This is a genomic window from Photobacterium pectinilyticum, assembly GCF_024357955.1.
GTDB classification, from domain to species: Bacteria; Pseudomonadota; Gammaproteobacteria; order Enterobacterales; family Vibrionaceae; genus Photobacterium; species Photobacterium pectinilyticum.
Window position 1 is genome coordinate 1 of the sequence record NZ_JANEYT010000062.1, and the last position, 26949, is coordinate 26949.

Annotated in this window: 27 protein-coding genes and 1 other annotated feature; of the genes, 15 read left to right on the top strand and 12 right to left on the bottom strand. The window is 49.4% G+C overall.

The annotated features are described in order from the left end of the window. Positions 1 to 143 precede the first annotated feature (143 nt). The 3 genes from rluB to rnm all read right to left on the bottom strand — a co-directional run bounded on the left by rluB (position 144) and on the right by rnm (position 2971). Entirely contained in the window at positions 144 to 1274 is a 1131-nt protein-coding gene (gene rluB / locus NHN17_RS19605; protein ID WP_255044319.1) for a 23S rRNA pseudouridine(2605) synthase RluB, read from the bottom strand. A gap of 186 nt (positions 1275 to 1460) precedes the next feature. Continuing rightward, complete coding sequence (locus tag NHN17_RS19610) at positions 1461 to 2081, bottom strand: L-threonylcarbamoyladenylate synthase (protein ID WP_255044320.1); 621 nt, start codon at positions 2079 to 2081, stop codon at positions 1461 to 1463. 23 nt (positions 2082 to 2104) lie between these two features. Continuing rightward, positions 2105 to 2971 (bottom strand): RNase RNM, encoded by an 867-nt coding sequence (rnm, locus tag NHN17_RS19615; protein WP_255044321.1) that lies wholly within the window; start codon positions 2969 to 2971, stop codon positions 2105 to 2107. 116 nt (positions 2972 to 3087) lie between these two features. After that, positions 3088 to 3180: a sequence feature (Trp leader region), on the top strand. Between the two features lie 71 nt (positions 3181 to 3251). On the opposite strand from rnm, the gene NHN17_RS19620 reads away from it, so the two are divergent. The 12 genes from NHN17_RS19620 to gspS2 all read left to right on the top strand — a co-directional run bounded on the left by NHN17_RS19620 (position 3252) and on the right by gspS2 (position 14572). Continuing rightward, a complete protein-coding gene (locus tag NHN17_RS19620; RefSeq protein WP_255044322.1) occupies positions 3252 to 4265 on the top strand; it encodes a bifunctional 3-deoxy-7-phosphoheptulonate synthase/chorismate mutase in 1014 nt (337 codons plus the stop codon). After that, the gene (locus NHN17_RS19625; protein ID WP_255044323.1) at positions 4262 to 5878 is read left to right on the top strand and encodes an anthranilate synthase component 1; all 1617 of its coding nucleotides are present in this window, start codon (positions 4262 to 4264) and stop codon (positions 5876 to 5878) included. The genes NHN17_RS19620 and NHN17_RS19625 overlap by 4 nt, the downstream gene beginning before the upstream one ends. Before the next feature lie 10 nt (positions 5879 to 5888). Beyond that, the gene (locus NHN17_RS19630) at positions 5889 to 6503 is read left to right on the top strand and encodes an aminodeoxychorismate/anthranilate synthase component II (RefSeq protein WP_255044324.1); all 615 of its coding nucleotides are present in this window, start codon (positions 5889 to 5891) and stop codon (positions 6501 to 6503) included. Positions 6504 to 6534: 31 nt separating this feature from the next. Further along, on the top strand, positions 6535 to 7545 hold the full coding sequence (trpD, locus tag NHN17_RS19635) for an anthranilate phosphoribosyltransferase (protein ID WP_255044325.1): 1011 nt from the start codon (positions 6535 to 6537) through the stop codon (positions 7543 to 7545). Between the two features lie 2 nt (positions 7546 to 7547). Continuing rightward, positions 7548 to 8918, top strand: a complete 1371-nt coding sequence (gene trpCF, locus NHN17_RS19640) for a bifunctional indole-3-glycerol-phosphate synthase TrpC/phosphoribosylanthranilate isomerase TrpF (protein WP_255044326.1) — start codon at positions 7548 to 7550, stop codon at positions 8916 to 8918. Positions 8919 to 8930: 12 nt separating this feature from the next. Beyond that, positions 8931 to 10121, top strand: coding sequence for a tryptophan synthase subunit beta (gene trpB, locus NHN17_RS19645; protein WP_255044327.1), 1191 nt, complete (start codon positions 8931 to 8933; stop codon positions 10119 to 10121). After that, complete coding sequence (trpA, locus tag NHN17_RS19650) at positions 10121 to 10930, top strand: tryptophan synthase subunit alpha (protein ID WP_255044328.1); 810 nt, start codon at positions 10121 to 10123, stop codon at positions 10928 to 10930. The genes trpB and trpA overlap by 1 nt, the downstream gene beginning before the upstream one ends. 343 nt (positions 10931 to 11273) lie before the next feature. Continuing rightward, positions 11274 to 12548, top strand: coding sequence for a dicarboxylate/amino acid:cation symporter (locus NHN17_RS19655; RefSeq protein ID WP_255044345.1), 1275 nt, complete (start codon positions 11274 to 11276; stop codon positions 12546 to 12548). 141 nt (positions 12549 to 12689) lie between these two features. Beyond that, positions 12690 to 13229, top strand: coding sequence for a septation protein A (locus NHN17_RS19660; protein WP_255044329.1), 540 nt, complete (start codon positions 12690 to 12692; stop codon positions 13227 to 13229). A 14-nt stretch (positions 13230 to 13243) separates the two neighbouring features. Continuing rightward, the gene (gene yciA, locus NHN17_RS19665) at positions 13244 to 13642 is read left to right on the top strand and encodes an acyl-CoA thioester hydrolase YciA (RefSeq protein ID WP_255044330.1); all 399 of its coding nucleotides are present in this window, start codon (positions 13244 to 13246) and stop codon (positions 13640 to 13642) included. Positions 13643 to 13858: 216 nt separating this feature from the next. Beyond that, complete coding sequence (locus NHN17_RS19670) at positions 13859 to 14158, top strand: YciI family protein (RefSeq protein ID WP_255044331.1); 300 nt, start codon at positions 13859 to 13861, stop codon at positions 14156 to 14158. A gap of 24 nt (positions 14159 to 14182) precedes the next feature. Next, positions 14183 to 14572, top strand: a complete 390-nt coding sequence (gspS2, locus tag NHN17_RS19675; RefSeq protein WP_255044332.1) for a type II secretion system pilot lipoprotein GspS-beta — start codon at positions 14183 to 14185, stop codon at positions 14570 to 14572. A gap of 126 nt (positions 14573 to 14698) precedes the next feature. Here gspS2 and NHN17_RS19680 read toward each other — a convergent pair whose 3' ends face one another. The 4 genes from NHN17_RS19680 to NHN17_RS19695 form a co-directional block, all read right to left on the bottom strand. Then, positions 14699 to 15637, bottom strand: a complete 939-nt coding sequence (locus tag NHN17_RS19680) for a class I SAM-dependent methyltransferase (RefSeq protein ID WP_255044333.1) — start codon at positions 15635 to 15637, stop codon at positions 14699 to 14701. 79 nt (positions 15638 to 15716) lie between these two features. Beyond that, on the bottom strand, positions 15717 to 15926 hold the full coding sequence (locus NHN17_RS19685) for a hypothetical protein (protein ID WP_255044334.1): 210 nt from the start codon (positions 15924 to 15926) through the stop codon (positions 15717 to 15719). A 223-nt stretch (positions 15927 to 16149) separates the two neighbouring features. Further along, positions 16150 to 16836 carry a TIGR01621 family pseudouridine synthase gene (locus NHN17_RS19690; protein WP_255044335.1) on the bottom strand — a complete coding sequence of 229 codons (687 nt, stop codon included), beginning with the start codon at positions 16834 to 16836 and terminating at the stop codon, positions 16150 to 16152. Positions 16837 to 16969: 133 nt separating this feature from the next. Next, positions 16970 to 18403: a sodium-dependent transporter gene (locus NHN17_RS19695; RefSeq protein WP_255044336.1), complete on the bottom strand. Its 1434-nt coding sequence runs from the start codon at positions 18401 to 18403 to the stop codon at positions 16970 to 16972. A gap of 377 nt (positions 18404 to 18780) precedes the next feature. Here NHN17_RS19695 and cls point away from each other — a divergent pair, with 377 nt between their 5' ends. Beyond that, on the top strand, positions 18781 to 20238 hold the full coding sequence (gene cls / locus NHN17_RS19700; protein WP_255044337.1) for a cardiolipin synthase: 1458 nt from the start codon (positions 18781 to 18783) through the stop codon (positions 20236 to 20238). A 156-nt stretch (positions 20239 to 20394) separates the two neighbouring features. Here cls and NHN17_RS19705 read toward each other — a convergent pair whose 3' ends face one another. From NHN17_RS19705 to NHN17_RS19725, 5 genes are all read right to left on the bottom strand, one after another. Further along, positions 20395 to 21240, bottom strand: coding sequence for a nitrilase-related carbon-nitrogen hydrolase (locus tag NHN17_RS19705; RefSeq protein WP_255044338.1), 846 nt, complete (start codon positions 21238 to 21240; stop codon positions 20395 to 20397). A 76-nt stretch (positions 21241 to 21316) separates the two neighbouring features. Beyond that, on the bottom strand, positions 21317 to 22219 hold the full coding sequence (locus tag NHN17_RS19710; protein ID WP_255044339.1) for a glycine betaine ABC transporter substrate-binding protein: 903 nt from the start codon (positions 22217 to 22219) through the stop codon (positions 21317 to 21319). Between the two features lie 20 nt (positions 22220 to 22239). Beyond that, a complete protein-coding gene (locus tag NHN17_RS19715) occupies positions 22240 to 22971 on the bottom strand; it encodes an ABC transporter permease (protein ID WP_255044340.1) in 732 nt (243 codons plus the stop codon). Positions 22972 to 22974: 3 nt separating this feature from the next. Continuing rightward, complete coding sequence (locus NHN17_RS19720) at positions 22975 to 24096, bottom strand: ABC transporter ATP-binding protein (RefSeq protein ID WP_255044341.1); 1122 nt, start codon at positions 24094 to 24096, stop codon at positions 22975 to 22977. 28 nt (positions 24097 to 24124) lie between these two features. Continuing rightward, positions 24125 to 24781 carry an ABC transporter permease gene (locus NHN17_RS19725; RefSeq protein ID WP_255044342.1) on the bottom strand — a complete coding sequence of 219 codons (657 nt, stop codon included), beginning with the start codon at positions 24779 to 24781 and terminating at the stop codon, positions 24125 to 24127. Positions 24782 to 25245: 464 nt separating this feature from the next. Between NHN17_RS19725 and NHN17_RS19730 the strand changes: the two genes are divergently transcribed. Together NHN17_RS19730 and NHN17_RS19735 are read left to right on the top strand one after the other, a co-directional pair. After that, positions 25246 to 25746 carry a putative pterin-binding protein gene (locus tag NHN17_RS19730; RefSeq protein WP_255044343.1) on the top strand — a complete coding sequence of 167 codons (501 nt, stop codon included), beginning with the start codon at positions 25246 to 25248 and terminating at the stop codon, positions 25744 to 25746. An 8-nt stretch (positions 25747 to 25754) separates the two neighbouring features. After that, positions 25755 to 26888 carry a GGDEF domain-containing protein gene (locus NHN17_RS19735; RefSeq protein WP_255044344.1) on the top strand — a complete coding sequence of 378 codons (1134 nt, stop codon included), beginning with the start codon at positions 25755 to 25757 and terminating at the stop codon, positions 26886 to 26888. Positions 26889 to 26949: the final 61 nt, after the last annotated feature.

Sequence of the window (26949 nt, forward strand, 5' to 3'; positions counted from 1 at the left end):
AATCGCGATCGCGGCCTACGGCCGCTCTCTAAAAAAGAACCCCACTTAAAAAGTGGGGTTCGTCAGCAATCTGAAGCAGCCATAGGCTGCTTTTTTAATTTATCGACTGTTTTTGCTGGGCTCACTTGCCTGAACGCGACTATTTACTTACGTGAACGAGGCTTGGCCGGCTTATTTTTCAGTGGATTACGACGATTCGCTGCATTACCTGACGGTTTGCGGCGAGAACCGTTGCTGTTCTCTTCACCCTGGTTACGGCGGTTCGCTGTATTGCCTGACGGCTTACGGCGTGACTCGCTGTTATCTTCACCACGGCGGTTAGATACATTGCCTGACGGCTTACGGCGCGATTCGTTGCCGCTCTCTTCACCTTGGTTACGGTTCGTTGAGCGACGCTGGTCTTGACGTCCACCTCGGCGACCGCGGCCGCTATCATCGTTCAAACGTTCTTCATGACGACGCACTGCACGACGGATTTGGCGAACGCCACGCTTGCGCTTCTGGCCTTCAACCGTCAGCATGGTTTCTGTTTCAGGTGGTAGCTCTACTTTCTCGCGAAGGTAGTTCACCTCGTTAAGCTCAAGCTCCATCCAGCCACCGCGCGGAAGATCTTTGGTCAGGAAGATGTCACCGTAGCGAACACGCTTCAAGCGACTTACTGTCACGCCTTGCGAGTCCCACAAACGACGAACCTCACGGTTACGACCTTCAGTGATCACCACGTAGAAAGTATGGTTCATACCTTCACCGCCAGCGTAAACCACGTCTTCAAAACGTGCCATACCATCTTCAAGTTTCACACCCTTAACCAGGTTGCGAACCATATCTTCTGTTACTTCGCCAAATACACGTACCATGTATTCACGCTCAACACTACGGCTTGGGTGCATTAGGCGGTTAGCCAATTCACCGTCAGTTGTGAACAGCAACAAACCTGCCGTATTGGCATCAAGACGACCTACTGATACCCAGCGACCACCGTCAAGACGCGGCAAACGATCAAATACCGTACGGCGACCTTCTGGGTCATGACGAGTACACAACTCACCTTCCGGCTTGTTGTAAGCCATCACACGGCACACTTCTTCTGAAGATGACACCAGTTGGATGTTGTGGCCATCAATGCGAACACTGACTGACAGATCATCCAGTCGGTCGCCGAGTTTGGCTACCTTACCGTCGATACTAACTCGACCGTTCTGGATCATTAATTCGATTTCTCGGCGAGAACCCTGGCCAGAACGCGCCAGTACCTTCTGTAATTTTTCACTCATTAGACAAACCTTTGTCGCCTTCACAGGCGTCGAAATATCATCATGCTTTAAGCCATCTTAAAGCGATGGCGGATTATGCCAAAAGCTTAGCTGAGATACCACAGAAAACACCGTAAACATGCGGTATTTCCTATCATACCTCACCCACTAAACAATCAGATGCATACCAACAGATGAACAGGAAGATCACTCAAATGGCGATGGATCACCGGCGCCAACCCGGGCTACTTCCATGCCATCATTACTGAAGTCAATCACCGTAGTCGGTTGCTCACCGAGGTATCCGCCATTGATAATCAAATCCACCGCATGCTCTAGCTTGTCGCGGATATCTTCTGGATCAGCTTCGGTGGTTTCGTTACCCGGTAAGATCAATGATGTCGACATCATCGGTTCACCCAGCGCATCAAGCAAGGCCAATGCAATTGCATTATCGGGCACACGAATACCAATGGTTTTTCGCTTCGGATTCATTAAACGGCGCGGTACTTCCTTGGTGCCCTTGAAAATGAAGGTGTAGGCGCCCGGCGTGTTGTTACGTAACAAGCGAAATGCTGCATTATCAACGCGGGCATACAAAGATAACTCAGAAAGATCACGGCATAGCAGGGTAAAATTGTGCTTATCGTTCAAACGGCGGATCTGACAGATCCGCTCCAATGCCGATTTATTCTCCAACTGGCAACCAAGGGCATAACCAGAATCGGTAGGGTAAACGATCACCCCACCATTACGGATGATTGCCACGGCCTGGTTGATCAGGCGTACTTGCGGCGTTTCAGGGTGAACATAAAAAAACTGACTCATTCTTCCTCCATAGGAAATGCAGCCTAATCGCGCACTTCCTCATCTATGCGTTTCTTCTCAACGCTCCAGTCCTGCCAGACTTCCGTTACCCCCTTGGGCAACCACAGGTTGCGACCAAGTTCGGTCCATGGCGAGGCATAATGAAAATCAGAGCCTTGTGAAGCGAGTAACTTATAATCCATTGAGTAATCCCCGAGCAGGCGTCGCTCCTGAGGTGACTGTTGAGGCTGAGATACTTCCATGGCATCCCCTTTAGCTTCAACAAACGCGCTTAGCATGCGTTTTTGCCATTTCGCAGTCATGTTGTAACGGCCCGGATGGGCCAGCACCGCCTGTCCGCCAGCTTGATGGATAGCCTCTACGGCCTCAGCCATCGAGCACCAATTCGGCGGCACATAACCAGGGTTATTGCGGGTTAGGAATTTTTTAAACACAGCCTGCATCGTTTTGGCGTAACCTTGCTCGACAATCCACTGGGCAAAATGGGACCGGGTTAAGGTTGCACCATTGGCAATCGCCTTGGCCCCTTCCAGTGCCCCCGGCATCCGGTTTTTCTCTAGGCGCTCCCCCATCATGACAGCACGCTCTGCCCGGCGCTGAAACTGCTCTTCTATCAAGCGAACCATGACAGGGTGTTCAGGGTCAATATTCAAACCGACAATGTGAATATCAAAATTTTGCCAAAGTGTCGATATTTCAATGCCTTTGATGAGAGTTAGAGGCAGTTTTTTAGCCTCTATTGCCTGCTCGGCAGCGGCGAGACCTGCCACTGTATCATGGTCGGTAATGGCCAAGACATCGACGCGGCGCTCTACCGCACGCGAAACAAGTTCTTCCGGTGACAGCCGTCCGTCTGATGCGGTGGTATGGCTGTGTAAATCAAACAACATAAATTATCTTCTTGACTTTACATTTGCGAACTAGTCTACTAGTACGCAGTTACCCAGTATTACACTGAAAGGATATTTACATGGTACAGCAAATTCATCATCAGCTCCGCGCTTTCTCAATTTGGTGGTGGCACTTCCCAACGCGGGTGGTGTGATTAGCTGTGCCTTAAACAGATAACACAAACCCGCCTTGACGCGGGTTTTTTTGTAGCCGAATTCAGCCAAAAAAGAATTTTACCAGAGCGCCACCATCAACCAGCGCCCTGAAAAGGAAAAGAATATGATCATCGTACTCAAGCCAAATGCAACTGAACAACAAGCCAAAGAAATCCTTGCCCGCATCGAAGAAGCCGGTCTAAAGCCACTCTACATGCCGGGTGTTGAGCGTATTGTCCTCGGTGCGCTAGGCGATGAGCGTGTTCTTCAGCAACTTCACCTTGACGCTTACCCGTGTGTAGAAAACGTCAAACCTATCCTGACCAAATACAAAATGGTGAGCCGTGAAGTGCAAGCCCACGACACCGTGGTACGCTTTGGCAATGCCGCTGTTGGCGGTGACAAGTTTGCCGTTATCGCTGGTCCTTGCTCTGTGGAATCGGAAGAGCAGCTTCTGAGTGTAGCCGAAATGGTGAAGAAACACGGTGCCGTAGCCCTTCGGGGCGGCGCCTACAAACCACGTACCAGCCCATATGATTTTCAGGGCATGGGCGTTGAGGGTTTGAAACTGCTGAAACAGGCCAATGAACAGCTGGGTATCCCGACCGTATCGGAAGTGATGGAAGTCAGCCAGATGGATTCGATGTGTGAATATATTGACTGTCTTCAGATTGGCGCACGCAATATGCAGAACTACGCCCTGCTAAAAGCAGTCGGTGAAAGCAACAAACCGGTCTTGCTCAAACGCGGACTTTCAGCCACTATCGAGGAGCTGTTACTCGCGGCGGAATATATCTACGATGCAGGCAACCCGAATATTATCCTGTGTGAGCGTGGAATCCGTACCTACGAGACAGCAACACGTAACACATTGGATTTGAACGCAGTGGCTTACCTTAAGCAACGTACCCACCTACCGGTCGTTGTTGACCCTAGCCACGGTACCGGCGTCCGTGAACTGGTGATCCCACTATCACGTGCCGCTGCAGCTGTTGGTGCTGATGGTATTATCGTCGAATCACACCTTAACCCGTGTGAAGCCTTGTCGGACGGCCACCAGGCACTGACCGGTCCAATGTTTGAACAGTTGATGCAAGAGTTAAAACCGTTTGTAGAAGCGGCAGGGAGAACGCTGTGAATACTACCCCACTAGGTGTCGGCGAGCTGGAACTACTCAGCCTCGATGTACCCTATGTTGCGGATCCGACGGAGCTATATTACTCCGTCTGTGGCGACCGCCCACATAACCTATTGCTAGAGTCGGCTGAGATCGACTCCAAACAAGACCTGAAGAGTTTAATGCTCATTGATGCGGCAGTGCGGATTGTCTGCCGCGGCAAGGTGGTCACCCTTGAGGCCCTGACCGATAACGGCCTAAATGTACTGCAAACATTGGAAGGCAAGATGCCGACCGATATCAATGCAGCACGCCAAGGCCGCGAACTAACACTGACCTTCCCGTCGGCAGAGCGCACCTTGGATGAAGACAGTCGCTTGCGCCAAACATCATCATTTGACGCGCTGCGAATGATCCAGCATGCCTTTAACATTACCGGTCATCCTCGCGAAGCCTTATTCCTAGGTGGCCTGTTTGCCTATGACGTGGTTGACGGCTTTGAGCCGTTACCTAGCGTCAAGCAAGATAACCGCTGCCCGGATTACCTGTTCTACATTGCAGAAACCCTGCTGGTCATCGACCACCAGCGTCGCAAAGGCAAGCTTCAGGCAACCCTGTTCGGGGGAGATGAGTACACCTCGAGCTATTTCGAGCTGAGCCGTCGCCTACAGCACATCAAAGAAGCCTGTCTGGAGCCAATGCCGCTCCCTGCTGCCGTGCTACTGGATGAATGCGAGCCGGTCGCCAGTGTAAGCGATGAAGATTTTTGCCAGCAGGTCGTTGATCTGAAAGAACATGTTATTAAAGGTGATGTGTTCCAGGTGGTACCTTCTCGTCAGTTTACTCTGCCATGTCCGTCACCGCTCAATGCCTACAAAGAACTGAAGGTCGGCAACCCAAGCCCATACATGTTCTACCTGCAAGACGCTGATTTCACTGTTTTTGGCGCCTCTCCGGAAAGTGCACTCAAATACTGTACCGAGAGTAACCAAATTGAGATCTACCCGATTGCCGGTACACGGCACCGCGGTAAGAATGCTGATGGCTCTATCAACCTCGACCTTGATGGCCGTATTGAGCTTGAACTGCGCTGCGACATGAAAGAGAACGCCGAGCACATGATGCTGGTTGACTTGGCCCGTAACGATGTTGCCCGTATCAGCGAGCCGGGTAGCCGCTATGTCGCCGATTTACTCGCGGTAGACCGCTACAGCCATGTAATGCATTTGGTCTCACGCGTTGTCGGCCAGCTACGCGGCGATCTGGACGCCCTGCACGCTTACCAAGCCTGTATGAACATGGGTACCCTGACTGGCGCACCGAAAATCCGTGCCATGCAGCTTATTCGTGAAGTCGAACAACGCCGCCGAGGTACTTATGGTGGTGCTGTCGGTTACCTGACCGGCCATGGTGATATGGATACCTGTATTGTGATCCGCTCGGCCTATGTCGAAGATGGCGAAGCCAGTGTTCAGGCGGGTGCTGGCGTGGTTTATGACTCCATACCACAAGCTGAAGCTGATGAGACCCGTGGGAAAGCGCAGGCGGTGATCGCCGCGATTCGCAAGGCACACCGTGCGCCGATTGCCAATGAGCACAATGCCAGTACCACCAATGCAAGCAAATCGCGCTAAGGAGCCACTGATGTCCCAACCCCATATTGTACTGCTTGATAACTTTGACTCCTTTACCTACAACCTGGTTGATCAATTCCGCTCGCTAGGTTGTGAAGTAACCATTTACCGCAACAGCCTGACGGTCGAACAAATGGAGCAGGCGTTGGCAGAAAAGAGCAATCCGGTACTGGTGCTGTCACCGGGCCCGGGCGCACCAGCTGATGCAGGCTGTATGCCAGAGCTGATCAAGCAGGTTCGCGGCAAAGTGCCGATGATCGGCATTTGTCTTGGCCATCAGGCCATTGTTGAAGCTTATGGCGGTAAGGTTTCGGGTGCAGGCGAAATCGTCCATGGCAAGTCAGCCATGATGAGCCACACCGGCCACGACGTCTTCGGCGAACTGCCAAGCCCATTGTCAATTGCCCGCTATCACTCACTGGTTGCCGAAACGGTACCAGAGAGCCTGAATATCATTGCCGATGTCAACGGCTTGGTCATGGCAGTGACCAACGATGAGGATCGGGTGTGTGGCTACCAGTTCCACCCTGAGTCAATCCTCACCACCCAAGGAGCCCAGCTACTGACCAATACGCTGGAATGGGTCACATCGTCACCGACCGACAATAATGAGCCGAACCAATAATCAGCCGGTATAGACAACAAGGATTTTATTTATGGATGCGACCATCTACACCATTGCCAACAAGCTTTATGACCAGCAAGCATTGACCCAAGAAGAAAGCCAAACCCTGTTTGATGCCATCATCAAGGGTGAAGTCGAGCCTGTACTGTTGTCTGCAGTATTGACGGCACTGAAAATCAAAGGCGAAACGCCGGCAGAAATCGCCGGAGCAGCCAAGGCATTACTGGCCAACGCCAACCCGTTCCCAAGCCCTCAATACGACTTTGCCGATATCGTCGGGACTGGCGGTGACGGAGCCAACACCATCAATATCTCAACCACGGCGGCTTTTGTTGCAGCAGCGTGTGGCGTAAAGGTAGCCAAGCACGGCAACCGCGGCGTATCGAGCAAGTCGGGATCTTCAGATCTACTTGATAAGTTCGGCATTAATCTCGCCATGAAACCAGAAACAGCCCGTGAAGCCCTTGACGATCTGGGCGTGTGTTTCTTGTTTGCCCCTGAGTACCATGGTGGTGTTCGCCATGCGATGCCAGTTCGCCAGACCCTGAAAACCCGCACAATTTTCAACGTACTAGGTCCATTAATTAACCCTGCTCGCCCTAACATCGAGCTGATGGGTGTATACGATGCTTCACTGGTGCGTCCGATTGCCGAAACCATGGCCGCCATGGGCATGAAACGCGCCGCCGTTGTTCACGGCAGCGGCTTGGATGAAGTCGCTATCCATGGCGAGACCACGGTCGCTGAAATCATCAATGGTGAGATCACCGAATATACCTTAACGCCGGCTGATTTCGGCCTGGAAAGCCACCCGCTTGAGGCAATCAAGGGTGGAGAGCCTGACGAAAACCGTGCCATTATTACCCATATCCTGACTGGTAAAGGGACTGATGCCCAAATGGGAGCAGTTGCGGTCAACGTCGCTCTTCTGCTTCGCCTATTCGGCCATGAAGATCTCAAAGCCAATACCGAGAAAGCAATCAATGTCATGAAGTCTGGCAAAGCCTTTGAGCTTGTCGGCCAACTAGCAGCACGAGGTTAAACATGGAAACGGTTCTAGCAAAAATTGTCGCTGACAAACGTATCTGGGTTGATGCACGTAAAGCCGAGCAACCGCTCGAGACGTTCAAAGATAGCCTGAAGCCAAGCGATCGCAGCTTCTACGACGCCCTCTCGGGTGATCAGGCGGCATTTATTCTGGAATGTAAAAAAGCGTCACCGTCCAAAGGTTTAATCCGCCAAGATTTCGACCTCGGCATGATTGCCAAGGTGTACAACGGCCATGCCAGTGCTATCTCTGTACTGACCGACGAAAAATATTTTCAGGGTAACTTTGATTTCCTACCAGTGGTACGAAACCAAGTTCGCCAACCTGTGCTGTGCAAAGACTTCATGATTGATACTTATCAGGTCTACTTGGCGCGCCACTACAATGCCGATGCCATTTTGCTGATGCTGTCGGTATTGAACGACGATGAGTACCGTGAGTTGGCCGCGGTTGCCGAGCAGCTTAGCCTAGGGATCCTAACCGAAGTCAGCAACGAAGAAGAGCTGGAACGTGCCATTGCCCTCAAGGCCAAGGTCGTGGGGATCAACAACCGCAACCTGCGTGACCTCAGCATCGACCTGAACCGCACCAAAGAGCTGGCCCCTCGCCTACCGGAAGAAACCATTGTGATTTCCGAATCGGGGATCTACAACCACCAGCAGGTACGTGAGCTGTCAGCTTACGCCAACGGCTTTTTGATCGGCAGTTCGCTGATGGCAGAAGACAACATCGAGATGGCAGTTCGTCGCGTCCTGCTTGGCGAGAACAAGGTCTGCGGCCTGACCCAAGCTGACGATGCGGCAGCCGCTTACCAAAGCGGAGCCGTCTACGGTGGCCTGATTTTTGTCTCCGGTTCACCACGCCAGGTTGATATCGAGCAAGCCCGTATGGTGATGAGTGGCGCACCACTGAAATATGTTGGTGTTTTCCGTAACGCCGATCCACAAGCGGTGACCAAGGCAGCAAAAGCGCTCTCGCTATCAGCTGTTCAGCTCCATGGCGATGAAGATCATGATTATGTTACGGCTTTGAAGGGCCAACTGCCCGCTGAGTGTGAAATCTGGAAAGCACACGGTGTAACCGATAATGCACCGGTATTGACGGAATGGCAGGTCGACCGCCACTTGCTCGACAGCAAGGTTGGAAGCCAGTCTGGCGGAACAGGCATTGCCTTTGACTGGAGCCTGATCCCCGATGAGCAAAAACAAATCACCATGCTCGCCGGAGGGCTTAATCCAGACAATGTCTGTGAAGCGGCAAACCTTGGTTGCCAAGGACTCGATTTGAACTCCGGGGTAGAAAGCGAGCCCGGCAAAAAAGACCCAACGAAATTGAAAGCGGCTTTCGCGGCTATCAGAAAGTATTAAGGAAAATAAACCATGAGTAAGATAAGTGCCTACTTCGGCGAGTTCGGTGGTCAATACGTACCACAGATCCTCGTCCCTGCATTGGACCAACTAGAAGCCGCTTTTACCGAAGCCCAGCAAGATCCTGAGTTCCAAAAAGAGTTTATCGACCTACTAAAAGATTACGCAGGTCGCCCTACTGCTCTGACGTTATGCCAGAACCTCACCAAGGGCACTAAGACGAAGCTGTACCTAAAGCGTGAAGATTTGCTGCACGGCGGTGCGCACAAAACTAACCAGGTACTTGGTCAAGCACTGCTGGCTAAGCGCATGGGCAAAGACGAGATCATTGCCGAAACCGGTGCTGGTCAGCACGGTGTAGCAACCGCCCTAGCCTGTGCATTATTAGGTCTAAAGTGTCGCGTCTATATGGGCGCCAAAGACGTTGAACGCCAAAGCCCAAACGTGTTCCGTATGAAGTTAATGGGCGCAAAAGTGATCCCTGTACACTCTGGTTCGGCAACCTTGAAAGATGCATGTAACGAAGCGATGCGTGACTGGACCGCGACGTATGACAAGGCGCACTACCTGCTGGGGACCGCTGCCGGCCCTCACCCATTCCCGACTATTGTACGCGAATTCCAGCACATCATCGGCGAAGAAACTAAAGCACAGATCCTTGAGAAAGAAGGCCGACTGCCTGATGCGGTTATCGCCTGTGTCGGCGGTGGCTCTAACGCTATCGGTATGTTCTCTGATTTCATCCAAGAGGAAAATGTAGGCCTGATCGGCGTCGAACCGGCTGGTAAAGGGCTAGATACCGACATGCACGGCGCACCACTGAAGCACGGTAAACTGGGTATTTTCTTTGGTATGAAAGCCCCTTTGATGCAAGACGAACATGGCCAGGTTGAAGAGTCTTACTCGGTATCAGCAGGTCTGGACTTCCCATCGGTTGGCCCACAGCACGCCCACCTCAATGCCATTGGCCGCGCGACTTACGAAGCGGTTACCGATGACGAGGCACTTGATGCTTTCCAAGAGCTGGCTCGCAGCGAAGGGATCATCCCAGCACTTGAGTCCGCTCACGCACTGGCCCATGCCTTGAAGATGATTAAAGAAGATCCAGAGAAAGAACAGCTACTGGTCGTTAACCTGTCAGGCCGTGGCGATAAAGATATTTTCACTGTACACGATATTTTAGACGCAAAAGGAGTGCTGTAATGGATCGTTACCAAGCCCAATTTGAACGCCTGGCGGCGAAACGCGAAGGCGCATTTGTTCCTTTTGTCACTATCGGTGATCCGAATCCGGAACAATCATTGAAAGTTATCGAGACCTTAGTCGAAGCAGGCGCTGATGCCCTTGAACTGGGGATCCCATTCTCCGATCCTCTGGCTGATGGCCCAACGATTCAAGGCGCAACTATCCGTGCCCTTGAATCTGGCACCACTCCAACGGTCTGCTTTGATCTGCTGAGCCAAATCCGAGCCAAATACCCAGAAATGCCAATCGGCCTGCTGATGTACGCTAACTTGGTGTTTGCCAACGGCATCGAAAACTTCTACCAAAAATGTGCCGAAGCCGGCGTTGACTCGGTATTGGTTGCCGATGTACCGGTGAAAGAATCGGAAGAGTTCCGCCTTGCGGCAACCAAGTATGGTATCCACCCTATCTTCATCGCGCCCCCGAATGCCGATGAAGCTACGCTGAAAACCGTGTCTGAGTTCGGTGGGGGTTACACCTACCTATTATCACGTGCGGGCGTAACGGGGACAGAAACCAAAGCGGGCGCGCCAATCAACCATCTGCTTGATAGCCTCAAGGCACACAATGCACCACCAGCCCTGCTTGGTTTTGGGATTTCCGAACCACAGCAAGTTGCCGACGCAATTGAGTCTGGCGCAGCAGGTGCAATTTCTGGCTCAGCCGTTGTTAAAGTGATTGAGAACAATCTTGATGATCATGATGCGATGCTAAGCGCAATGCACAGCTTTATCAGCAACATGAAAGCAGCTACACGTAAACACTAACAACCTTTAGCTCGCCATTCCCACGACAAAAGCCGTCCCAAAGTCACTTTGTGGACGGCTTTTTCTATGACACTGAGACCTAATACCAAGCTGATTATGAATCTGTTTGGTAATATTAATCGAGATCAAAGATCTCTTTCCCCTCTCCCAATACAGTAACCAACTTGTTAACACTTGGTGTCGACAGATTACAAGATTGAAAGCTAAAAATATCAATCGAGTAAAAGAACAATTGATCAAGATGATATTTCCGTGTAAAAAAACATGCGCAAAATATCAAACCAATAATTCATACAATTATAAAACAAATTCCTAATATATTTGTGAGCAATATCGAACACAACTGAGGTATCTAACCGTGTTAAAAGAAAAAGGACTGTTTGGCAACATCGGCGTACAAGTCGTGATTGCCATGTGTGTGGGGACCCTCGTCGGTGCGATGATGGGCCAGTCTGCAAGTATGTTTGCCCCGCTGGGGAGCATCTTCATCCACTTGATCAAAATGCTGGTGATCCCACTGGTTGCCGTAGCCATTATCTCAGGAGCTGCCGGGCTTGGTAGTAGCCATTCAGCAGGGAAGGTCGGCCTGTCAACGTTGGGCTTTTTCGGCCTAACTTCCGCCGTCGCAGTGGCGCTAGCTCTGTTCATGGGAGCCGTATTCCAGCCAGGTGTCGGCGTCGACATGACTGGCGTGGAAGGCATGTTCTCCAATGTCTATGCCGATAAGGGTGAAATGCCGACGTTCTGGGCTACCGTACTAGGCATGATCCCAACCAACGTTTTCCAGTCTCTGAATGAAGCAAATATCCTTCAAATTTTAGTATTCTGCCTTTTCTTCGGTATTGCCCTTTCTAACCTGGAAAAAGAACGCCGCGACCCGCTGCTCAACGGGGTGAATGCCATTGTCGATGCCATGGTATGGATGATCAACGTAGTGATGAAAATCGCGCCTCTGGGTGTCTTTGGCCTGATGGCTGATGCCGTCGGTACCTTTGGCTTTGGTGCCTTAATGGTGGTATTCAAGCTCTTTGTGGTCTACGTCATTGCGATTCTGATCTACGGCTTTATCTTCTATCCTGCCATGATCAAGGTATTCAGCAAAACCTCTCCGCTTAAGTTCCTATCAGCAATGAAAAAGCCACAAGCCGTCGCGTTATCTACGGCTTCTTCAATGGCGACCCTGCCGGTCACTATGGAAGTGTGTGAAGAAGAACTTGGCGTGAAAAACTCTACCGCCTCGTTTGTGCTCCCGCTAGGCGCTACCATCAACATGAGTGGCAATGCTATTTACTACGGCTTGGTGGCGGTCTTCTTTGCCCAGATGTTCAATATCGAACTGGGTATGGGTGCTTACATGGCCATCATCATTACTTCGACCCTAGGTGCTATCGGCCAGGCGGGTGTACCGGGACCGTCGTTCTTGGTGGTTGCCGTATTGCTCGCCGCAGGGATCCCAATCGAAGGCCTACCGCTGCTGTTTGCCCTTGATCGCATCTTTGACATGATCCGTACCGCCCTGAACATTACTGGTGATGCAGCGTGTGCCGTTATTGTCGATAATATGATTAATGATGCACCTCAGGACACACCAGAGCCGGAATCAAGCCACCGCAGCTAACGAGCAAGTATGCCCGGAGCTAAGCGCAGAACTTAGCTCGGCTCCACCTGAAGTAAACACGAAGCGCTGTAGGGTAAAACCTGCAGCTTTTTGCTTATTAATATATGATAGCCAAATAATTCCATGGTAATGGCTCCCAATATGAAGCAACTGATTGATTTTATTCCTCTCATCATATTTTTTATTCTCTATAAAACCCATGATATCTATGTCGGGACCGGGGCGTTGATTATCGCTACAGCCATTCAACTCGTTGTAACTTGGATGCTGTATAAAAAGGTAGAAAAGATGCAGCTGGTGACATTTGTCATCGTTGCTGTGTTTGGCGGACTAACAATTTTCATGCACGACGAAAACTTCATCAAATGGAAAGTCACCATTGTGTACGGTATTTTTGCCGTAGGACTCGCAATCAGCCAATTGTTGGGTAAGCCGCTGATAAAAGGCATGTTAGGCAAAGAGCTCAGCCTACCGGATAGAGTCTGGAACCGAATCAATGGCGCTTGGGCACTATTTTTCGTTGTATGTGCCGTCGTGAATGTCTATATTGCTTTTCGTTTACCGCTGGATGTGTGGGTTAATTTCAAAGTATTCGGTCTATTAATCCTGACTTTGATCTTCACCATTGCCACTGGCGGCTATATTTACCACCATATGCCAAAAGAACCCGATTCAGAGTAATACAGAGTCGCATCATGACATCAGAAAATAATATTCCTCGCGGGCAATTGTTGCTTCGCACTCTTGCAATGCCAGCCGACACAAATGCCAACGGTGATATCTTCGGCGGCTGGATCATGTCACAACTCGATCTTGCCGGTGGTATCCTCGCCAAAGAAATATCAAGTGGCCGTATCGTCACCGTATCGGTATCTAGCATTACCTTCAAAAAGCCTGTTAGCGTGGGCGATGTAGTATGTGTCTATGGCGAGTGCACCAAAATCGGCCGTACTTCAATGAACATTAACCTTGAGGTATGGATTAAGCCGGTACGTGAAGATAATATCGAAGACCGCTTCATGGTATGCGACGCGACATTCAATTATGTCGCCATCGATGCCGAGGGTAGACCACGTCCAGTGCAAAAAAAATAATACCTACTCGGGTAAGCCACTACAGTCAGTATTACGCCTGATCAATGCTTAAGCAGGTAGGTATGATGTCAAATTTGGCAAAGATCCGCAAAAAAGCCCTAACATAATGCTAGGGCTTTTTTTTTCCTTTATGATAGGAAAAATTTATCACACATTACCGTATCCCTAAGTTACACCAACGTATATTGAGATCGGTAAATACAAGGAGATAGTTACATGTGGTACGTTATTTTTTCCCAGGATGTCGAAAACAGCCTTGCAAGCCGTATGAGCGTACGTGAAAAACATTTAGCACGCCTGAAAGATCTCCAAGAGCAAGGTCGCTTGCTGGTTGCCGGACCGATGCCTGCTATCGACAGTGAAAACCCTGGTGAAGCCGGTTTTACAGGCTCAACTGTAATTGCCGAATTCAACTCCTTGGACGATGCCCAAACTTGGGCCGATGCCGATCCGTACATCGAAGCCGGTGTCTACGAGAAGGTTATCGTCAAACCGTTCAAGAAAGTTCTTCCATAACCCGTAATTTGAGATCCCCACGTTATGCTAAAACGCACCCTCGTTTTATTAGCCGCTGTCTTGTTAGCAGGCTGTGCTTCAAATAAAGAAGAACAAGCAATCATGGATTTGGCGAAAGCCCGAGCCATGGCTATCAATAACAAAGCCCCATACAAGAAAATTGATCAATACCAGATCATGAAAGCCCAAGCGCGGGAAAAGACAGTAGAAATAACCATCTTGTACGGTGGTGGCGGTAACACCCCACCGACTAAGGCCGCGAAAAGTGCAGCCGTCAACTACTGTAATAACGAAGATCTTAGCCCACTGGTGAGCGAGGGGGTAAGTTACAACATCGTGATTATTGACATGCGTGGCCGCCCTATGGTGACCCAACCGATCACCGCTGAAGTTTGTAGCCAAATCGCAAACTAGCATTAGGGCTGTGAAGACGACATCTAAACAGCCGAATTGAAGCTTCAATCAACGGGTTCCGATGATTTGAAGTCATATACAAAAAACGCCAGCATTGCTGGCGTTTTTGCTATTACATCAACGAGATTACGACCGCTCAAACAACAACACTTTCAAACCACCTTCAGGGTCAATATCCTTGAACTCCGGTGGGTTTTCCAAGCGGTGTTGATAAACAAGCTCAGGCGCTTCCGCAGCCATTCCCTCAATCAAGAAAGACGATGACACACCCGGGTCATTCACACAGGCCAGTACCTGACCGTTTTCGGTCAGCAAATCAGGCAAGCGACGTAAAATCTTTTGATAATCCTTGGTCAAGGCGAAGCTGCCTTTTTGGAACGATGGCGGGTCGATGATGATCAGATCATAGGCCCCAAGCTTGCGTACCTTGCCCCATGATTTGAACAACTCATGGCCAAGGAAACTGACTTTGGACAAGTCATGCTGATTCAAGTGGTGGTTATCTCGGCCTCGGCTCAAAGCTGCTCTGGCCATATCAAGATTGACCACGTGCTCTGCCCCACCGGCAATAGCCGCGACAGAAAAACCACAGGTATAAGCGAACAGGTTCAACACCCGTTTGCCTTCTGCGTGGCGCATTACCCAGTCACGGCCGCAGCGCATATCCAAGAACAAACCATTATTCTGCTTGCGACCAAGATCCAACTTAAACTTGAGACCATTCTCCATCACGTCCTGATATTCGCTGCTCTCACCCCACAGTACATCCATCGGTGAACCCTGACGGTCACGGTGCTGGAGCAGTAACGATGTTGCTCCGGACTGTTGCCACACAGGGGTTTCAACCAGCATCTCAAACATATGATGCAGTTGGACTAAGAATTCGTCAGACGGCTCTTTAAACAGCGAAACAAGGACTTGTCCGCTTAACCAGTCAATAGTCAACTGCTCAAGGCCAGGCCAGCAACGTCCGCGGCCATGGAATAACCGGCGCACTTCATTTGGCGGTGTCGCCAGTTCAGCCATTAGGTGTTGCTCAAGGTTTATTAATGCACTCGGTTCCATAGTTCTACTACGTTGGTCAATTCAGGGGCGGTATTATAGCAGAGCTGAATCAATCCATTCAGCTCAAAACGACATAGTATCAAGCAACCAGCTTGAGATTTTCTTGTTCTGGTTGGCGGCAGCTAGCGAGATGGATATATTCAGCCTGAAGGCGGACTTGGCGTTGGTGGCGGGTGCGATTTTTGACGATTTTACGTTGTCGACGAAATGACGCCAGCCCCCAAAAACGTGATTGGTTCTTTTTTTTCTTCAATCGCATGCGAAGCGATACGGAGCGGGTAAGGCGCATATTAAATCTCGGTCTAGGTAAGTCCTAGACCAGTATTATAAGTGAAACCTTACGGTAATGTCATTGATGATAGGTCAAAATAGCAGCAGTTGGTCGTAGGTTAACAAGGAAAAATACTGGATATAAACAAATTAATATCATTAAGCCCTGTTTTACCACATCAATCTGTCAATTTGTGGTTAAACGGCAACCACCTTCACCATTCTCTCTTCCCGGGCGCTTCTTACTTCTTTCCTGGCAAACGCGGCCAAGCCAGCTCCCAAGGTGTGACCCATTCAGCCAACACTTGCTGAGTGTCGGTTAACTTCCATAACTCGCCCTGCGCTGGCTGGCAGATAAATTGCCATTGCTGCTCGGCATAGGGAAAGCGCAGCGCATAAGCGTGAAGATAGCCACGGTCTGCTGATTCATTGCCATAAATGGTATCACCGGTGATCCCAGAACCAACACTGCGCAATGCGACACGGATCTGGTGGGTTTTCCCGGTATGTGGCTTACACAAAAACAATCGTCGACCTTGGCCAGCGGCGGCAGAGAAAAACTGGGTAATAGCAGGGTTCTCACGGCTGTTTTCCAGTTTCCAGCTGCTGCGTCGAGAGCGGGTCATATCACCGATAACCACACCTTGTTTTTTCTTTGGCTTCTTGGTGCCAATAGCAAAGTAGAACTTCTCAACATCGCGATTGGCAAAACACGCAGATAACGCAGCGGCAGCTTCACGGTTGCGACCGAGCAATAGCAAACCTGATGTCATCTTATCCAAGCGATGGATGAGGTACAGCTGCTTGTCCCCACTCTGTTTTGCCACTTCCTGCATTAGCATCACATCGCCATCATCTTTGTGTACTGACACCCCAGGGTGCTTATTGATCACAAGAAAGTCTGGGTGGGTATGAAGGATATCGAACATAACAAGCTCATAGCAGATTGGGAGTGCGAAGTATACCGCTTATCGGCCGCATTTCCACAGCCTCCAAGCAATAAAAAACGGGAGCCAATGGCTCCCGCTTTGCTAGTGGTAACTGGGGTTACCGCTTCACTATTTACAACTTCTTAGAAACCAGAGCACCAATACCAATAATGGCGAGGCCCAGTACCATGATTTCACCTTTACCGCTGTCAAAGCCTGCTTTCACACCAGCAATCGCAACAATCGCGATAGCGAATGGGATCACGTACTTCACTAGGTTGTACCATAGGCCAAACAATGGGAACTTGAACTCACCGTCGTTGGTGATTTCTTTCTCAAGCTCGCTACGGTTCAGACGCCAGCCCGCGAAAATACACACCAACATACCGCCAACGGCCAAGAAAATCTTATCGGTTAGCAGGTCGAAGATATCAAACGCACCGGTTTCAAACAGTGTTGGTCCGACACCGCCAAGAGAAAGCGAAGCGAATACACACAAGAAAGCCATGACAGCACTTGCCGAGAATACCGCTGTTGAGCGCTTCATGCCTTTTTCGTCAATCAGGTAAGACACCACAACTTCTAGCAATGATACCGAAGACGTCAGTGCCGCAACACTCAGACCAATAAAGAACAACAGTGCCAGCAATAGACCCACAATGCCGCCCATTTCAGCAAATAGCTGAGGAACAACAACGAAGATCAAACCCGGACCTGCTGCAGGTTCCATGTTGAAGGCAAACATTGCAGGGAACATAGCCACACCAGCAAGGATTGCAACAGAGGTATCCATTGCCGTTACCATTGCTGTGGTTTGCACCAAATTCTCTTTCTTCTTCAGGTAGCTACCGTATGTGATCATACAACCCATACCTAAGCTCAAAGAGAAGAAAGCCTGACCCAATGCGGCTAGTACAACAGTACTATCGACTTTAGAAAAATCAGGTTTGAACAAGAACTCAAGACCCGCTGACGCACCAGGAAGGCTCATGCCTTTGACCGCTACCAAGATAAGGATAGCGAATAGTAGAGGCATCAACACCTTACCGGCTTTCTCGATACCACCTGAAATCCCTTTGATAACAACCAAGATGTTGAAGATCAGGTAGAGACCCATCCATAACAGAGGTTGAATGGGGTTCGAGATAAAGCCGCCAAAGCTATCACCAATGGCTTCTGGTGTGCTTAGCAAGCCTGTCGCGATTTTATAGATATACGCAATAGCCCAGCCCCCGACAACCGGGTAGAAGCCCATAATAAGTAGGCCACTGACCACACCGATCACGCCAACGAATGACCAACGGCGATCCGTTGATTTAAATGCACCTACTGCGGATAGACCTGTTTTACGGCCCACGGCAAATTCAGTCAGCATGACGCTGAAACCGATAAAGATAACGAACAATAGGTAAATAGCTACGAAAGCACCGCCACCACTCTCACCAGCTGTGTATGGGAACTTCCAAATGTTACCAAGACCTACTGCGGATCCTGCCGCGGCCATAACGAAGCCTAATTTTGACCCCCAATTATCACGGGGTTGTGTGGTTGTATTACTAGTAGCCACGTTCTCTCCAAGGTTTTGTTGTGTTTGCTAGAGTTTGCTAGTAATAGGCGTCGAAAATATGTTGTGTAAACTTGTGTGTAAACTTATCTACACACTTATAGGATTGTTATTGACGCTCTATATATGGCAAGTAAAACAGGTTGCGATTACAATGTGAAGCCCGCGCTTCTAAATTTTGATCATTTACTGTTTTTTTACATCATTTCTTTGTAAATCGCTTATATTTCGCACAAAACACGCGTGCTAATTTCACATTCCTCCTACAATTCAGTGATTTCCTCTTATCAAACTTAGTACATATTTAGCGTGAAATTTCGCTGGTATTCCTCTAGTTTCAATGCAAAATAGAGTAAAACTACAAACTTATAAAAATACGAATGGAACAGTTCTATCAAGTTCTCGCTTGGGCAGGTGTCTTCTTCTATTGGTTGATAATCGCAGCCGTGACTATGCGCATTGTTTTCAAGCGCAGAGTGGTCGGTGTCTCTCTCGCTTGGCTCATGATCATTTATATCATCCCGGTAGGCGGGGTGATCGCTTACCTGTTGTTCGGTGAACTCAATTTAGGTAAGAAACGCGCCCAGCGAGCCAAAATCATGTTTGAGCCTTTCGCTGACTGGTTCCAACGCCTCAATGACTGTCCTGGCCACCAGCCAGAACTGATGAGCGAGCATGCCCGCCCTATTAGCGATTTGTGCGAAAATCGGTTAGGGATCCCAGCGTTGAGTGGCAATAGCCTTTCACTACAAGACTCTCCACAAACAATACTGCGTTCTCTTATCGATGATATCCACCAAGCCAATACCTCTATTCATCTGGAGTTTTACATTTGGCATCCAGGTGGGCTGGCCGATGAAGTAGCTACCGCTTTGATTATGGCGGCCAAGCGGGGGGTTGAGGTCAAGGTGTTGCTAGATGCGGCTGGTAGCATGCGGTTCTTCCGCTCCCATTGGCCAAAACTTATGCGCCATTCCGGCATTGAAATTGTCGAGGCGTTAGCCGTTACGCCATTTAGGATGTTCCTACGCCGGATGGACTTACGCCAGCACCGCAAGATTGTGGTCATTGATGAAAGGGTCGGCTATACCGGATCGATGAATATGGTTGATCCCGCCTATTTCAAAACAGATGCCGGCGTCGGCCAGTGGATCGATGTCATGGTCAGAGTAACCGGGCCGTCTGTTGCGGTACTGAACGGTATCCAAGCGTGGGACTGGGAAGTGGAAACGGGTGACCGATTCTTACCCCAACTTCCCGAATGTTCGCTCCCCAGTCAGGCAGAAGCATCAGATATGATCCAGGTGATCCCATCTGGGCCGGGCATGCCTGATGAGATCATCCACCAAGCGCTGTTGCTAAGTATTTACCAAGCCAAAGAAAGTGTAGTGATCACCACGCCGTATTTTGTTCCGAGCGAAAACTTACTGCACGCAATGAAAGGTGCCTCATACCGCGGAGTCACTGTCGATATCATCATCCCCGATAAGAATGACTCAATCATGGTGGAATGGGCCAGCCGCTCCTTATTCTCAGAGCTACTTGCTGCGGGAGTCCGCATTCACCGCTTCCATGGCGGCTTGCTGCACACCAAATCAGTGGTGATCGACAAGACCCATTGCTTAATTGGTACGGTTAACTTGGATATGCGCAGCTTGTGGCTGAACTTCGAAGTGACATTGGCAGTGGATAACGCCGAGTTCACCCAGCAGCTCAACTGGCTGCAGAAAGAATATATGAACGATTCAAGTTTGGTCGATAAAGCCAAGTGGGAGGAGCGGCATATTAGCAACAAGCTGATTGAACAGTTCTTCTATATGTTCAGCCCGTTGCTGTAATCACCTCATACTGGGGCAATATATATGAGTAAAAATTTCAAAAACGCATAAATACTTCCCTGTAGCTCCAACCCGCCATCCATGGCGGGTAGGTTTTGAAATTTCACCCACCTATATTGCCCCAAGCACATCCGCAGCACGGCTCATAAACACTTTTTAGCGACCAATTCGCTTCACCAGTAAATCCAGTACCAAACGGCTGTCCGCATCACGGATTGTTGGTAACTGGAATCGCGCCTCGCGGGTATCTTTGATTGATACCTTGGCACTGATCAACGTTTCCTCACCTCCCGCTTCAGCCAGGCAGTTACCAAATGCATCAAGAATACGCGAACCACCCCAGAAACGGCTATTACCTTCCAAAGCACAGCTGTTTGCCATCAGCAAAGGGACACCGTAGGTCATCGAGATAAAATCGGTATTGGTTTTCCAGCCCTGTGGGTTAGAGAACTCGTCAGAGACAATATCTGCCGCTGAGTTTACCGGGGCCAACATCAACGCTGGCTTATCCAGCATCGCGAGGTGCGGCAACGCCGGATTCCATAGATCGGCACAAATCAGGGTATGCATCGGCCAGCCTACAATTGGCTCACAAAGTTCAAGAGCTTGACCTTTGCTGTACCACTTAGCTTCTTCCAACCCACCATAATTCGGCAGGTTCAGTTTACGATGTACATGCAGCAATTGGCCGTTTTTCACCATTACCTGGGCATTGTAGAACTCACCGGCCTGATCTTCTTCGATAAAGCCAGCGCTGACCACCATATCACCTGCAGCCTCGCCGAGCTTTTTAAGCAACCGGTGATCAGTACCCATCGCCACATCCAGTGTTTTTTCACGCAGGCTATAACCCGTTAGCGACAATTCAGGGAACAACAACACTTCGATGCCTTGCTCGTAAGCCTGTTTGATATAGCTCAGGTGTTTTTCCAAGTTAGCCTCAACATCACCCAGTACAGGCGCGATCTGGGCAATACCGACATGTAATACTTCTTTCGTCATGATAAAAACCTAAAAAAGGCCAGCTTTCGCTGGCCTTTGAATCATTAAGGGCACTCAGTCACTGTTTCACTAGTGCTTACAGCAGACCGTTTTGCTCCAAAAACTGGCGAGAGACACGCTCAATCGACAGACCATCAACATCGACCAGGGCATTAAGGCTCGACATCGTGGTATCGTTCATCAGCGCCGACAGCACGTTAAGCTGCGCTGCCAATTCCGGGTTGGCCGCCAGTGCATCCTGACGGACAACTGGCGTTAGTGCGTAGTTAGGAAAATGATTGCGGTCATCTTTTAGCACATAGAAATCAAACGCTTTTACACGACCGTCGGTGGCGAACACCATTGTGATATCAACCACTTCCTGAGAAAGCGCCTGATAGACCAGGCCAGAGTTCATTTTGCGCAGGTTACGGCGCGGCATCTCAAACTCATACGCTTCAAGCAGTGATTTCAAGCCGTCCTGGCGAGCCGAAAACTCAACGTTACTGGCCATCTGCGCGTCTTTGCCATCTTCAGACTGCAGCCACTCCATCATGTCGCTGATCGACTCAATGCCCTTCTCTTTGGCAAAATCTTTGCGCATTGCCAATGCATAGGTATTGTTCGCTTGTGATGGGTCCAGCCAGATCAGGCCCACTTTTTCATCCAGCGCTTTTACCCGCAGGTAAGTGTCTTCTGGACTTAGCTTCTCAACCACTTTGTTGAACGTCACCAAACCTGTACCGGTATATTCCCAGTACAGGTCAACCTGGCCGTTCAGCTGTGCGGTACGCAATACGGTTGAACCCATACCGTCACGCTGGTCAACATCATAGCCCAAGCCAGCAAGATATTGCGCCGTCATCGAAGACATGATCAGCTGCTCGGTATAGCCCTTACCACCAACCACCAATTTGCCAGCAGCCTGCGCCGAGGCTGAGCACACCATTACCGAGAACACCATTGCCACGGTAGCCAATAAAGAAGTTACACGTTTCATCTTTGTTTCACTCCGTGCCATTAGTTACGGTTAGGGTTTACACCCTTGCTCACTATCAGGAAGGTCACAAAACCCAATATCACATCCATGATCAATGCCAATACCGCGGTAGGAATCGCACCCGCCAACATCATAGGCGTATCATAAAGGTCGATACCGGCGAAGATCAGCTCACCCAGACCGGTACCACCAATCTGGAAAGCCAATGGAACCGTACCAATGTTAATAGCAAATGCAGTACGGATACCCGCCATAATGACGTACATCGCGTTTGGCAATTCCACCTTCATCAATTGCTGCATCGGCGTTAGGCCGATACCGGTTGCCGCCTCTTTCAAATGCGCTGGTACAGAGAGCAAACCGGTGTAGGTATTGCGCAAGATAGGCAACACCGAGGCAAAAGCCAGTGCAAATACTGCAGGCTTGTCACCAATACCCAAGAAGCTCATCGATAGAGCCAGCACAGCCAATGTCGGTACCGTGGTACCAATATTGAAGATCTGCATCACCACGTCTGCCGACTTACGGTAGGACGGACGGCTAAGGATAATACCAACCGGTACACCCACAAGGATCGCGATAGAGCCAGAGATCAACGTCAGCTTGATATGATGGCCCGACAGATACAGGATTTCGTCCCAGTAATAAATAAATTGCTCGACGAAACCTGATGACTGCACCCAGATCCCTAACAGGAATACTGTAACCAGCAACAGTGCATTAAAGTAAGGGCTTAAGTTAGTTGACTTCATCCCTTACCCCTTTTTACGGAAACTGGCTCCCAGGTGGTGTGTAATACCACGCTGTGAAATCTCGCCACATAGTTGGCCCTGCTCGTCAACGACAGCCAGCCAGCTAATATCATGGGCAAACATCTTAGAAACAACGGCACGCAAATCCTGCTCTTGTTTCATCAGGATAGGTAGGCCATCGTAATGATCGCTACATAAACCGCGCTGACTCATCGCCACCGACTTGGTGATCATACCGACGGGTTGCTGCTGGTTGTTCACCATCACAATCATGCCGTGACCGTAGTCATTCATGCGCTGAAGGGCAACGTCCAGCGAATCACTCGGCGATACCGTTGGTACCTGACGCTCCATCACTTCACCAGCCGTCGATAACTGAAGGCGCTTCAATGTGCGATCAGTACCAACAAAATCAGAGACAAAGTCAGTCGCAGGGTGAGCCAAAAGTTGGTCTGGGCTTGAATACTGCTCAAGCTGACCATCGCGGAAGATAGCCACTTTGTTAGCCATTTTCACTGCTTCATCAATGTCGTGGGAAACGAACATGATGGTTTTCTTCAGCTCTTTGTTCATCTTCAGGAACTCTTCCTGAATCACTTCGCGGTTAATCGGGTCGATTGCACCAAAAGGTTCATCCATCAAAAGTACTGGTGCATCGGCCGCCAACGCACGGATCACACCCACGCGCTGCTGCTGGCCACCTGAAAGTTCATTCGGGTAACGCTTCATAAAGGCATTGGGATCCAGTGCTACCATATCCAGCAGATCTTTCGCTCGCTGGGTACAACGCTTGGCATCCCAACCCATCAATTTAGGGATCAAACTGATGTTTTCTTCAATGGTCATGTTAGGGAACAGACCGATTTGCTGGATAACATAACCGATGTTACGGCGCAGCGTGACGGTATCGATACCCGTTGTATCTTCGCCGTTGATCAGGACACGGCCAGATGTTGGAGTTACCAAACGGTTGATCATCTTCAGCGTGGTGGTTTTACCACAGCCAGACGGGCCCAGAAGGACACAAATTTCGCCGGTCGGTACTTCCATGTTGATATGATCGGCCGCTGTCACCACACCCTGTGGTGTTTCAAAAACTTTTGTCAGGTTCTCAAGTTGAATCATGAAAACGCCCTCTTAAATTCGTATATCTTTAGCCGTGAACGACGACACCTTTCGGTGTGAATTTCTTCTGAATTTTCGCCAAAACCGTATCGGCAAAAATGGCCAACAGGCTCACAGCTACAGCACCAACAATCAGCTGGCGCGGATCAGACTGGCTGATCCCTCGGGCAATGAACGTCCCCAAACCACCAGCACCAATGTATGTCGCGATTGCCATAACACCGATATTCATCACGACGGCTGTGCGAACACCCGCCATAATCACCGGGATTGCCAGTGGAATCTCCACTAGTCGCAGGCGCTGCATATTAGTCAGGCCGATGCCCCTTGCCGCTTCGCGCAAGGCTGGGTCAACGTTGTTAATTGCGGTATAGGTATTACGAATAATGGGTAACTGCGAATACAGCAAAACTGCAATCACTGCAGGCAGATAACCAATACCCTGGCCGATAATCGACAGCACGGGGATCATAATCCCGAACAAGGCAATAGACGGGATCGTAATAATAATGGACGCAACGTATAGCACCACATTGGCTACACGCTGATTCTGGGTAATTGCGATACCAATAGGTACCCCTGTCATCAATGCTAGGCCAACCGCCAAGCTAACTAATGACAGATGCTCTACAGTTCGAGAGACAATGACATCCCAGTTGTCCAGAACGAAATTGAAAATTTCCAATTTGCACTCCTGGATTAAAGAGTTGAACACAGATTGTTTATTGATTATTTCCGCTTAAATGCCGGAAACATTGATACAACCACACGGTTGTCAAAACAGGGGCTCCGCCCTGATAGACATGGTTTTCACCATAAGCATCGCTTGTCAGACCAGCAGTCATACAAGCGAAAAAGGAAGGGGGATTCTAGTGAGATAACCTGACTACCTCAAGTTTTTTCAGAAATTATTTTGATCTCACCACCTAATGATGAGCAAAAAACACACACATTACCTTTAAGACCATGATTGTAATGAAAACTTTAAATTCAAAAATACACTGAGTTCATTGTATTTTATTAACAATTCTTTGCCTCAACTCTAAGAGAAGGAACTACAATTAAATGCAGGTAATAACACGGTGGTTGCCAATCCAAGTGCCTTGCACTGACTTGGGTGTATCATTCAGGATGAATAGAGGGAGATCTATGCTAAAAACCCGTTCAAAGCTTATGATGTTTAGTCTTCTTAATTCTTTGGTTATTTTCACGACTTTTTCGGCATGGAGCCAATCTATCCCACTCGCGATTACCGGAAAAAATCCATCCGGTGAAATGCTGACACTAGATCTGACGCGCGATCAACTCGAACAACTCCCTCAAACCACACTATCAACCAATCTGCCTTGGTTAGAGCAAAGCGCCACTTTCGAAGGCGTGCGCCTGCTCACCCTTATCAAGCATTTCGATTTACCGACCAGCAAACTAAAGCTCATTGCGCTCAACGATTATTCCGTCGTCATCAACCATGATTACATCACACAATACAATCCGTTGCTGGCAATAAAAAAAGATGGTCGATATTTAAAAGTGCGCGATTACGGTCCTTATTGGGTCATTATCTCACTCAATGAACACCCGGAAGCCGCCGAAACCAAACACCTTGGCAACATGGTTTGGCAACTGACTGTTATTGAAGCCCACGAGTGAGTCGTACTATGGGAAATTGTCGTAGCCGTAAAATCGCCTCCCTACTCACTTACATAACCCCCCTGCTTATTATCAGTATTTTGATTGCGGTGGCAGCCTTGAAACGCAATTCAGACACCATTACCAACAGTCAGAATGAAGCAGCATGGTATGTGCTTCAGCTCAACAAGGAATATGCCGAATTTCATCACCAACTGCATCGCTACGCGACCGGCAACAGTGATCACAATGATATGATGTTACAATATGAAATTTTGTGGAGTCGGTTCACAACCATTCTGACCAACACCCATATCAGTCACCTTTATCACTTTGATGGGGCCTACCATCAAATCAGCAAGCAGTTTGCTTATATCCAGTCCATCGAACTTCAACTCATTGACCTTGAACCGGGCGATCCTGAACAAGCATTGATCACCCAAGTAAAAGAACACTACGAAAACCTTGTCGTGTTCCTCAGCCACAAATTCCGTCTTTCTAGCGGTGATCTGTTGAAACGGGTAGAAGCGACTCAAACAATGAAACTACTTATCTATTTCCTGCTATGTGCCATCGTACTGCTAGGCGGGATTTTATGCTGGGCGCTATGGCGCGAATCAACATCCATGCGCAAGCTGGCAATGAGAGATACCCTAACCGGTATCCACAGCCGGTTGTGGCTCAACAATCATCTTAACGAGTTAGTTGATGCTCAGCAGCCATTTCGGTTCTACCTTATTGATTTAGATGGTTTCAAGCAGATTAATGATACCCAAGGACACCACATGGGTGATCAACTGCTGAAAGTGGTGGCGAAAAGGCTAACGGCACTCAGCGGGGAGCATTACCACGTCGCCCGTATGGGCGGCGATGAGTTTGCGGTTATCGAGCCCCTTGCGGTACAGCATGGAATCAATATCAGCCAAAAGCTACTCAACAGTTTCCAACAACCGGTAGTGCTGGATGGCAAGACTTTTTCTATTTCCGCCAGTATCGGTAGCAGTGAATTCCCGCTCAATGCGTCGAGTGTAACTGAAGTACTTCAACAGGCTGACTTCGTAATGTACGAGGTCAAACAGCGAGGCAAAAATGGAGTACAGCACTATGAGATTGGCCACTCTCCTCTAGAAAAAAAGAGGGTAAAAGAGCCCGATTTCAGATAATAAGTGCGACATTCATGGAAAGGTGTAGAAGAGGAAGCCAACTGCTGAAAGTGGTACGCTC

Coding starts and splice junctions, on each gene's coding strand:
- NHN17_RS19620 (WP_255044322.1), top strand. CDS start 3,252: ATGATCATCGTACTCAAGCCAAATGCAACTGAACAACAAGCCAAAGAA.
- NHN17_RS19680 (WP_255044333.1), bottom strand. CDS start 15,637: ATGGAACCGAGTGCATTAATAAACCTTGAGCAACACCTAATGGCTGAA.
- rluB (WP_255044319.1), bottom strand. CDS start 1,274: ATGAGTGAAAAATTACAGAAGGTACTGGCGCGTTCTGGCCAGGGTTCT.
- trpD (WP_255044325.1), top strand. CDS start 6,535: ATGGATGCGACCATCTACACCATTGCCAACAAGCTTTATGACCAGCAA.
- NHN17_RS19720 (WP_255044341.1), bottom strand. CDS start 24,096: ATGATTCAACTTGAGAACCTGACAAAAGTTTTTGAAACACCACAGGGT.
- cls (WP_255044337.1), top strand. CDS start 18,781: ATGGAACAGTTCTATCAAGTTCTCGCTTGGGCAGGTGTCTTCTTCTAT.
- NHN17_RS19715 (WP_255044340.1), bottom strand. CDS start 22,971: ATGAAGTCAACTAACTTAAGCCCTTACTTTAATGCACTGTTGCTGGTT.
- NHN17_RS19730 (WP_255044343.1), top strand. CDS start 25,246: ATGCTAAAAACCCGTTCAAAGCTTATGATGTTTAGTCTTCTTAATTCT.
- yciA (WP_255044330.1), top strand. CDS start 13,244: ATGACATCAGAAAATAATATTCCTCGCGGGCAATTGTTGCTTCGCACT.
- gspS2 (WP_255044332.1), top strand. CDS start 14,183: ATGCTAAAACGCACCCTCGTTTTATTAGCCGCTGTCTTGTTAGCAGGC.
- rnm (WP_255044321.1), bottom strand. CDS start 2,971: ATGTTGTTTGATTTACACAGCCATACCACCGCATCAGACGGACGGCTG.
- NHN17_RS19670 (WP_255044331.1), top strand. CDS start 13,859: ATGTGGTACGTTATTTTTTCCCAGGATGTCGAAAACAGCCTTGCAAGC.
- NHN17_RS19710 (WP_255044339.1), bottom strand. CDS start 22,219: ATGAAACGTGTAACTTCTTTATTGGCTACCGTGGCAATGGTGTTCTCG.
- NHN17_RS19685 (WP_255044334.1), bottom strand. CDS start 15,926: ATGCGCCTTACCCGCTCCGTATCGCTTCGCATGCGATTGAAGAAAAAA.
- trpCF (WP_255044326.1), top strand. CDS start 7,548: ATGGAAACGGTTCTAGCAAAAATTGTCGCTGACAAACGTATCTGGGTT.
- NHN17_RS19660 (WP_255044329.1), top strand. CDS start 12,690: ATGAAGCAACTGATTGATTTTATTCCTCTCATCATATTTTTTATTCTC.
- NHN17_RS19630 (WP_255044324.1), top strand. CDS start 5,889: ATGTCCCAACCCCATATTGTACTGCTTGATAACTTTGACTCCTTTACC.
- NHN17_RS19735 (WP_255044344.1), top strand. CDS start 25,755: ATGGGAAATTGTCGTAGCCGTAAAATCGCCTCCCTACTCACTTACATA.
- trpB (WP_255044327.1), top strand. CDS start 8,931: ATGAGTAAGATAAGTGCCTACTTCGGCGAGTTCGGTGGTCAATACGTA.
- NHN17_RS19690 (WP_255044335.1), bottom strand. CDS start 16,836: ATGTTCGATATCCTTCATACCCACCCAGACTTTCTTGTGATCAATAAG.
- NHN17_RS19610 (WP_255044320.1), bottom strand. CDS start 2,081: ATGAGTCAGTTTTTTTATGTTCACCCTGAAACGCCGCAAGTACGCCTG.
- trpA (WP_255044328.1), top strand. CDS start 10,121: ATGGATCGTTACCAAGCCCAATTTGAACGCCTGGCGGCGAAACGCGAA.
- NHN17_RS19705 (WP_255044338.1), bottom strand. CDS start 21,240: ATGACGAAAGAAGTATTACATGTCGGTATTGCCCAGATCGCGCCTGTA.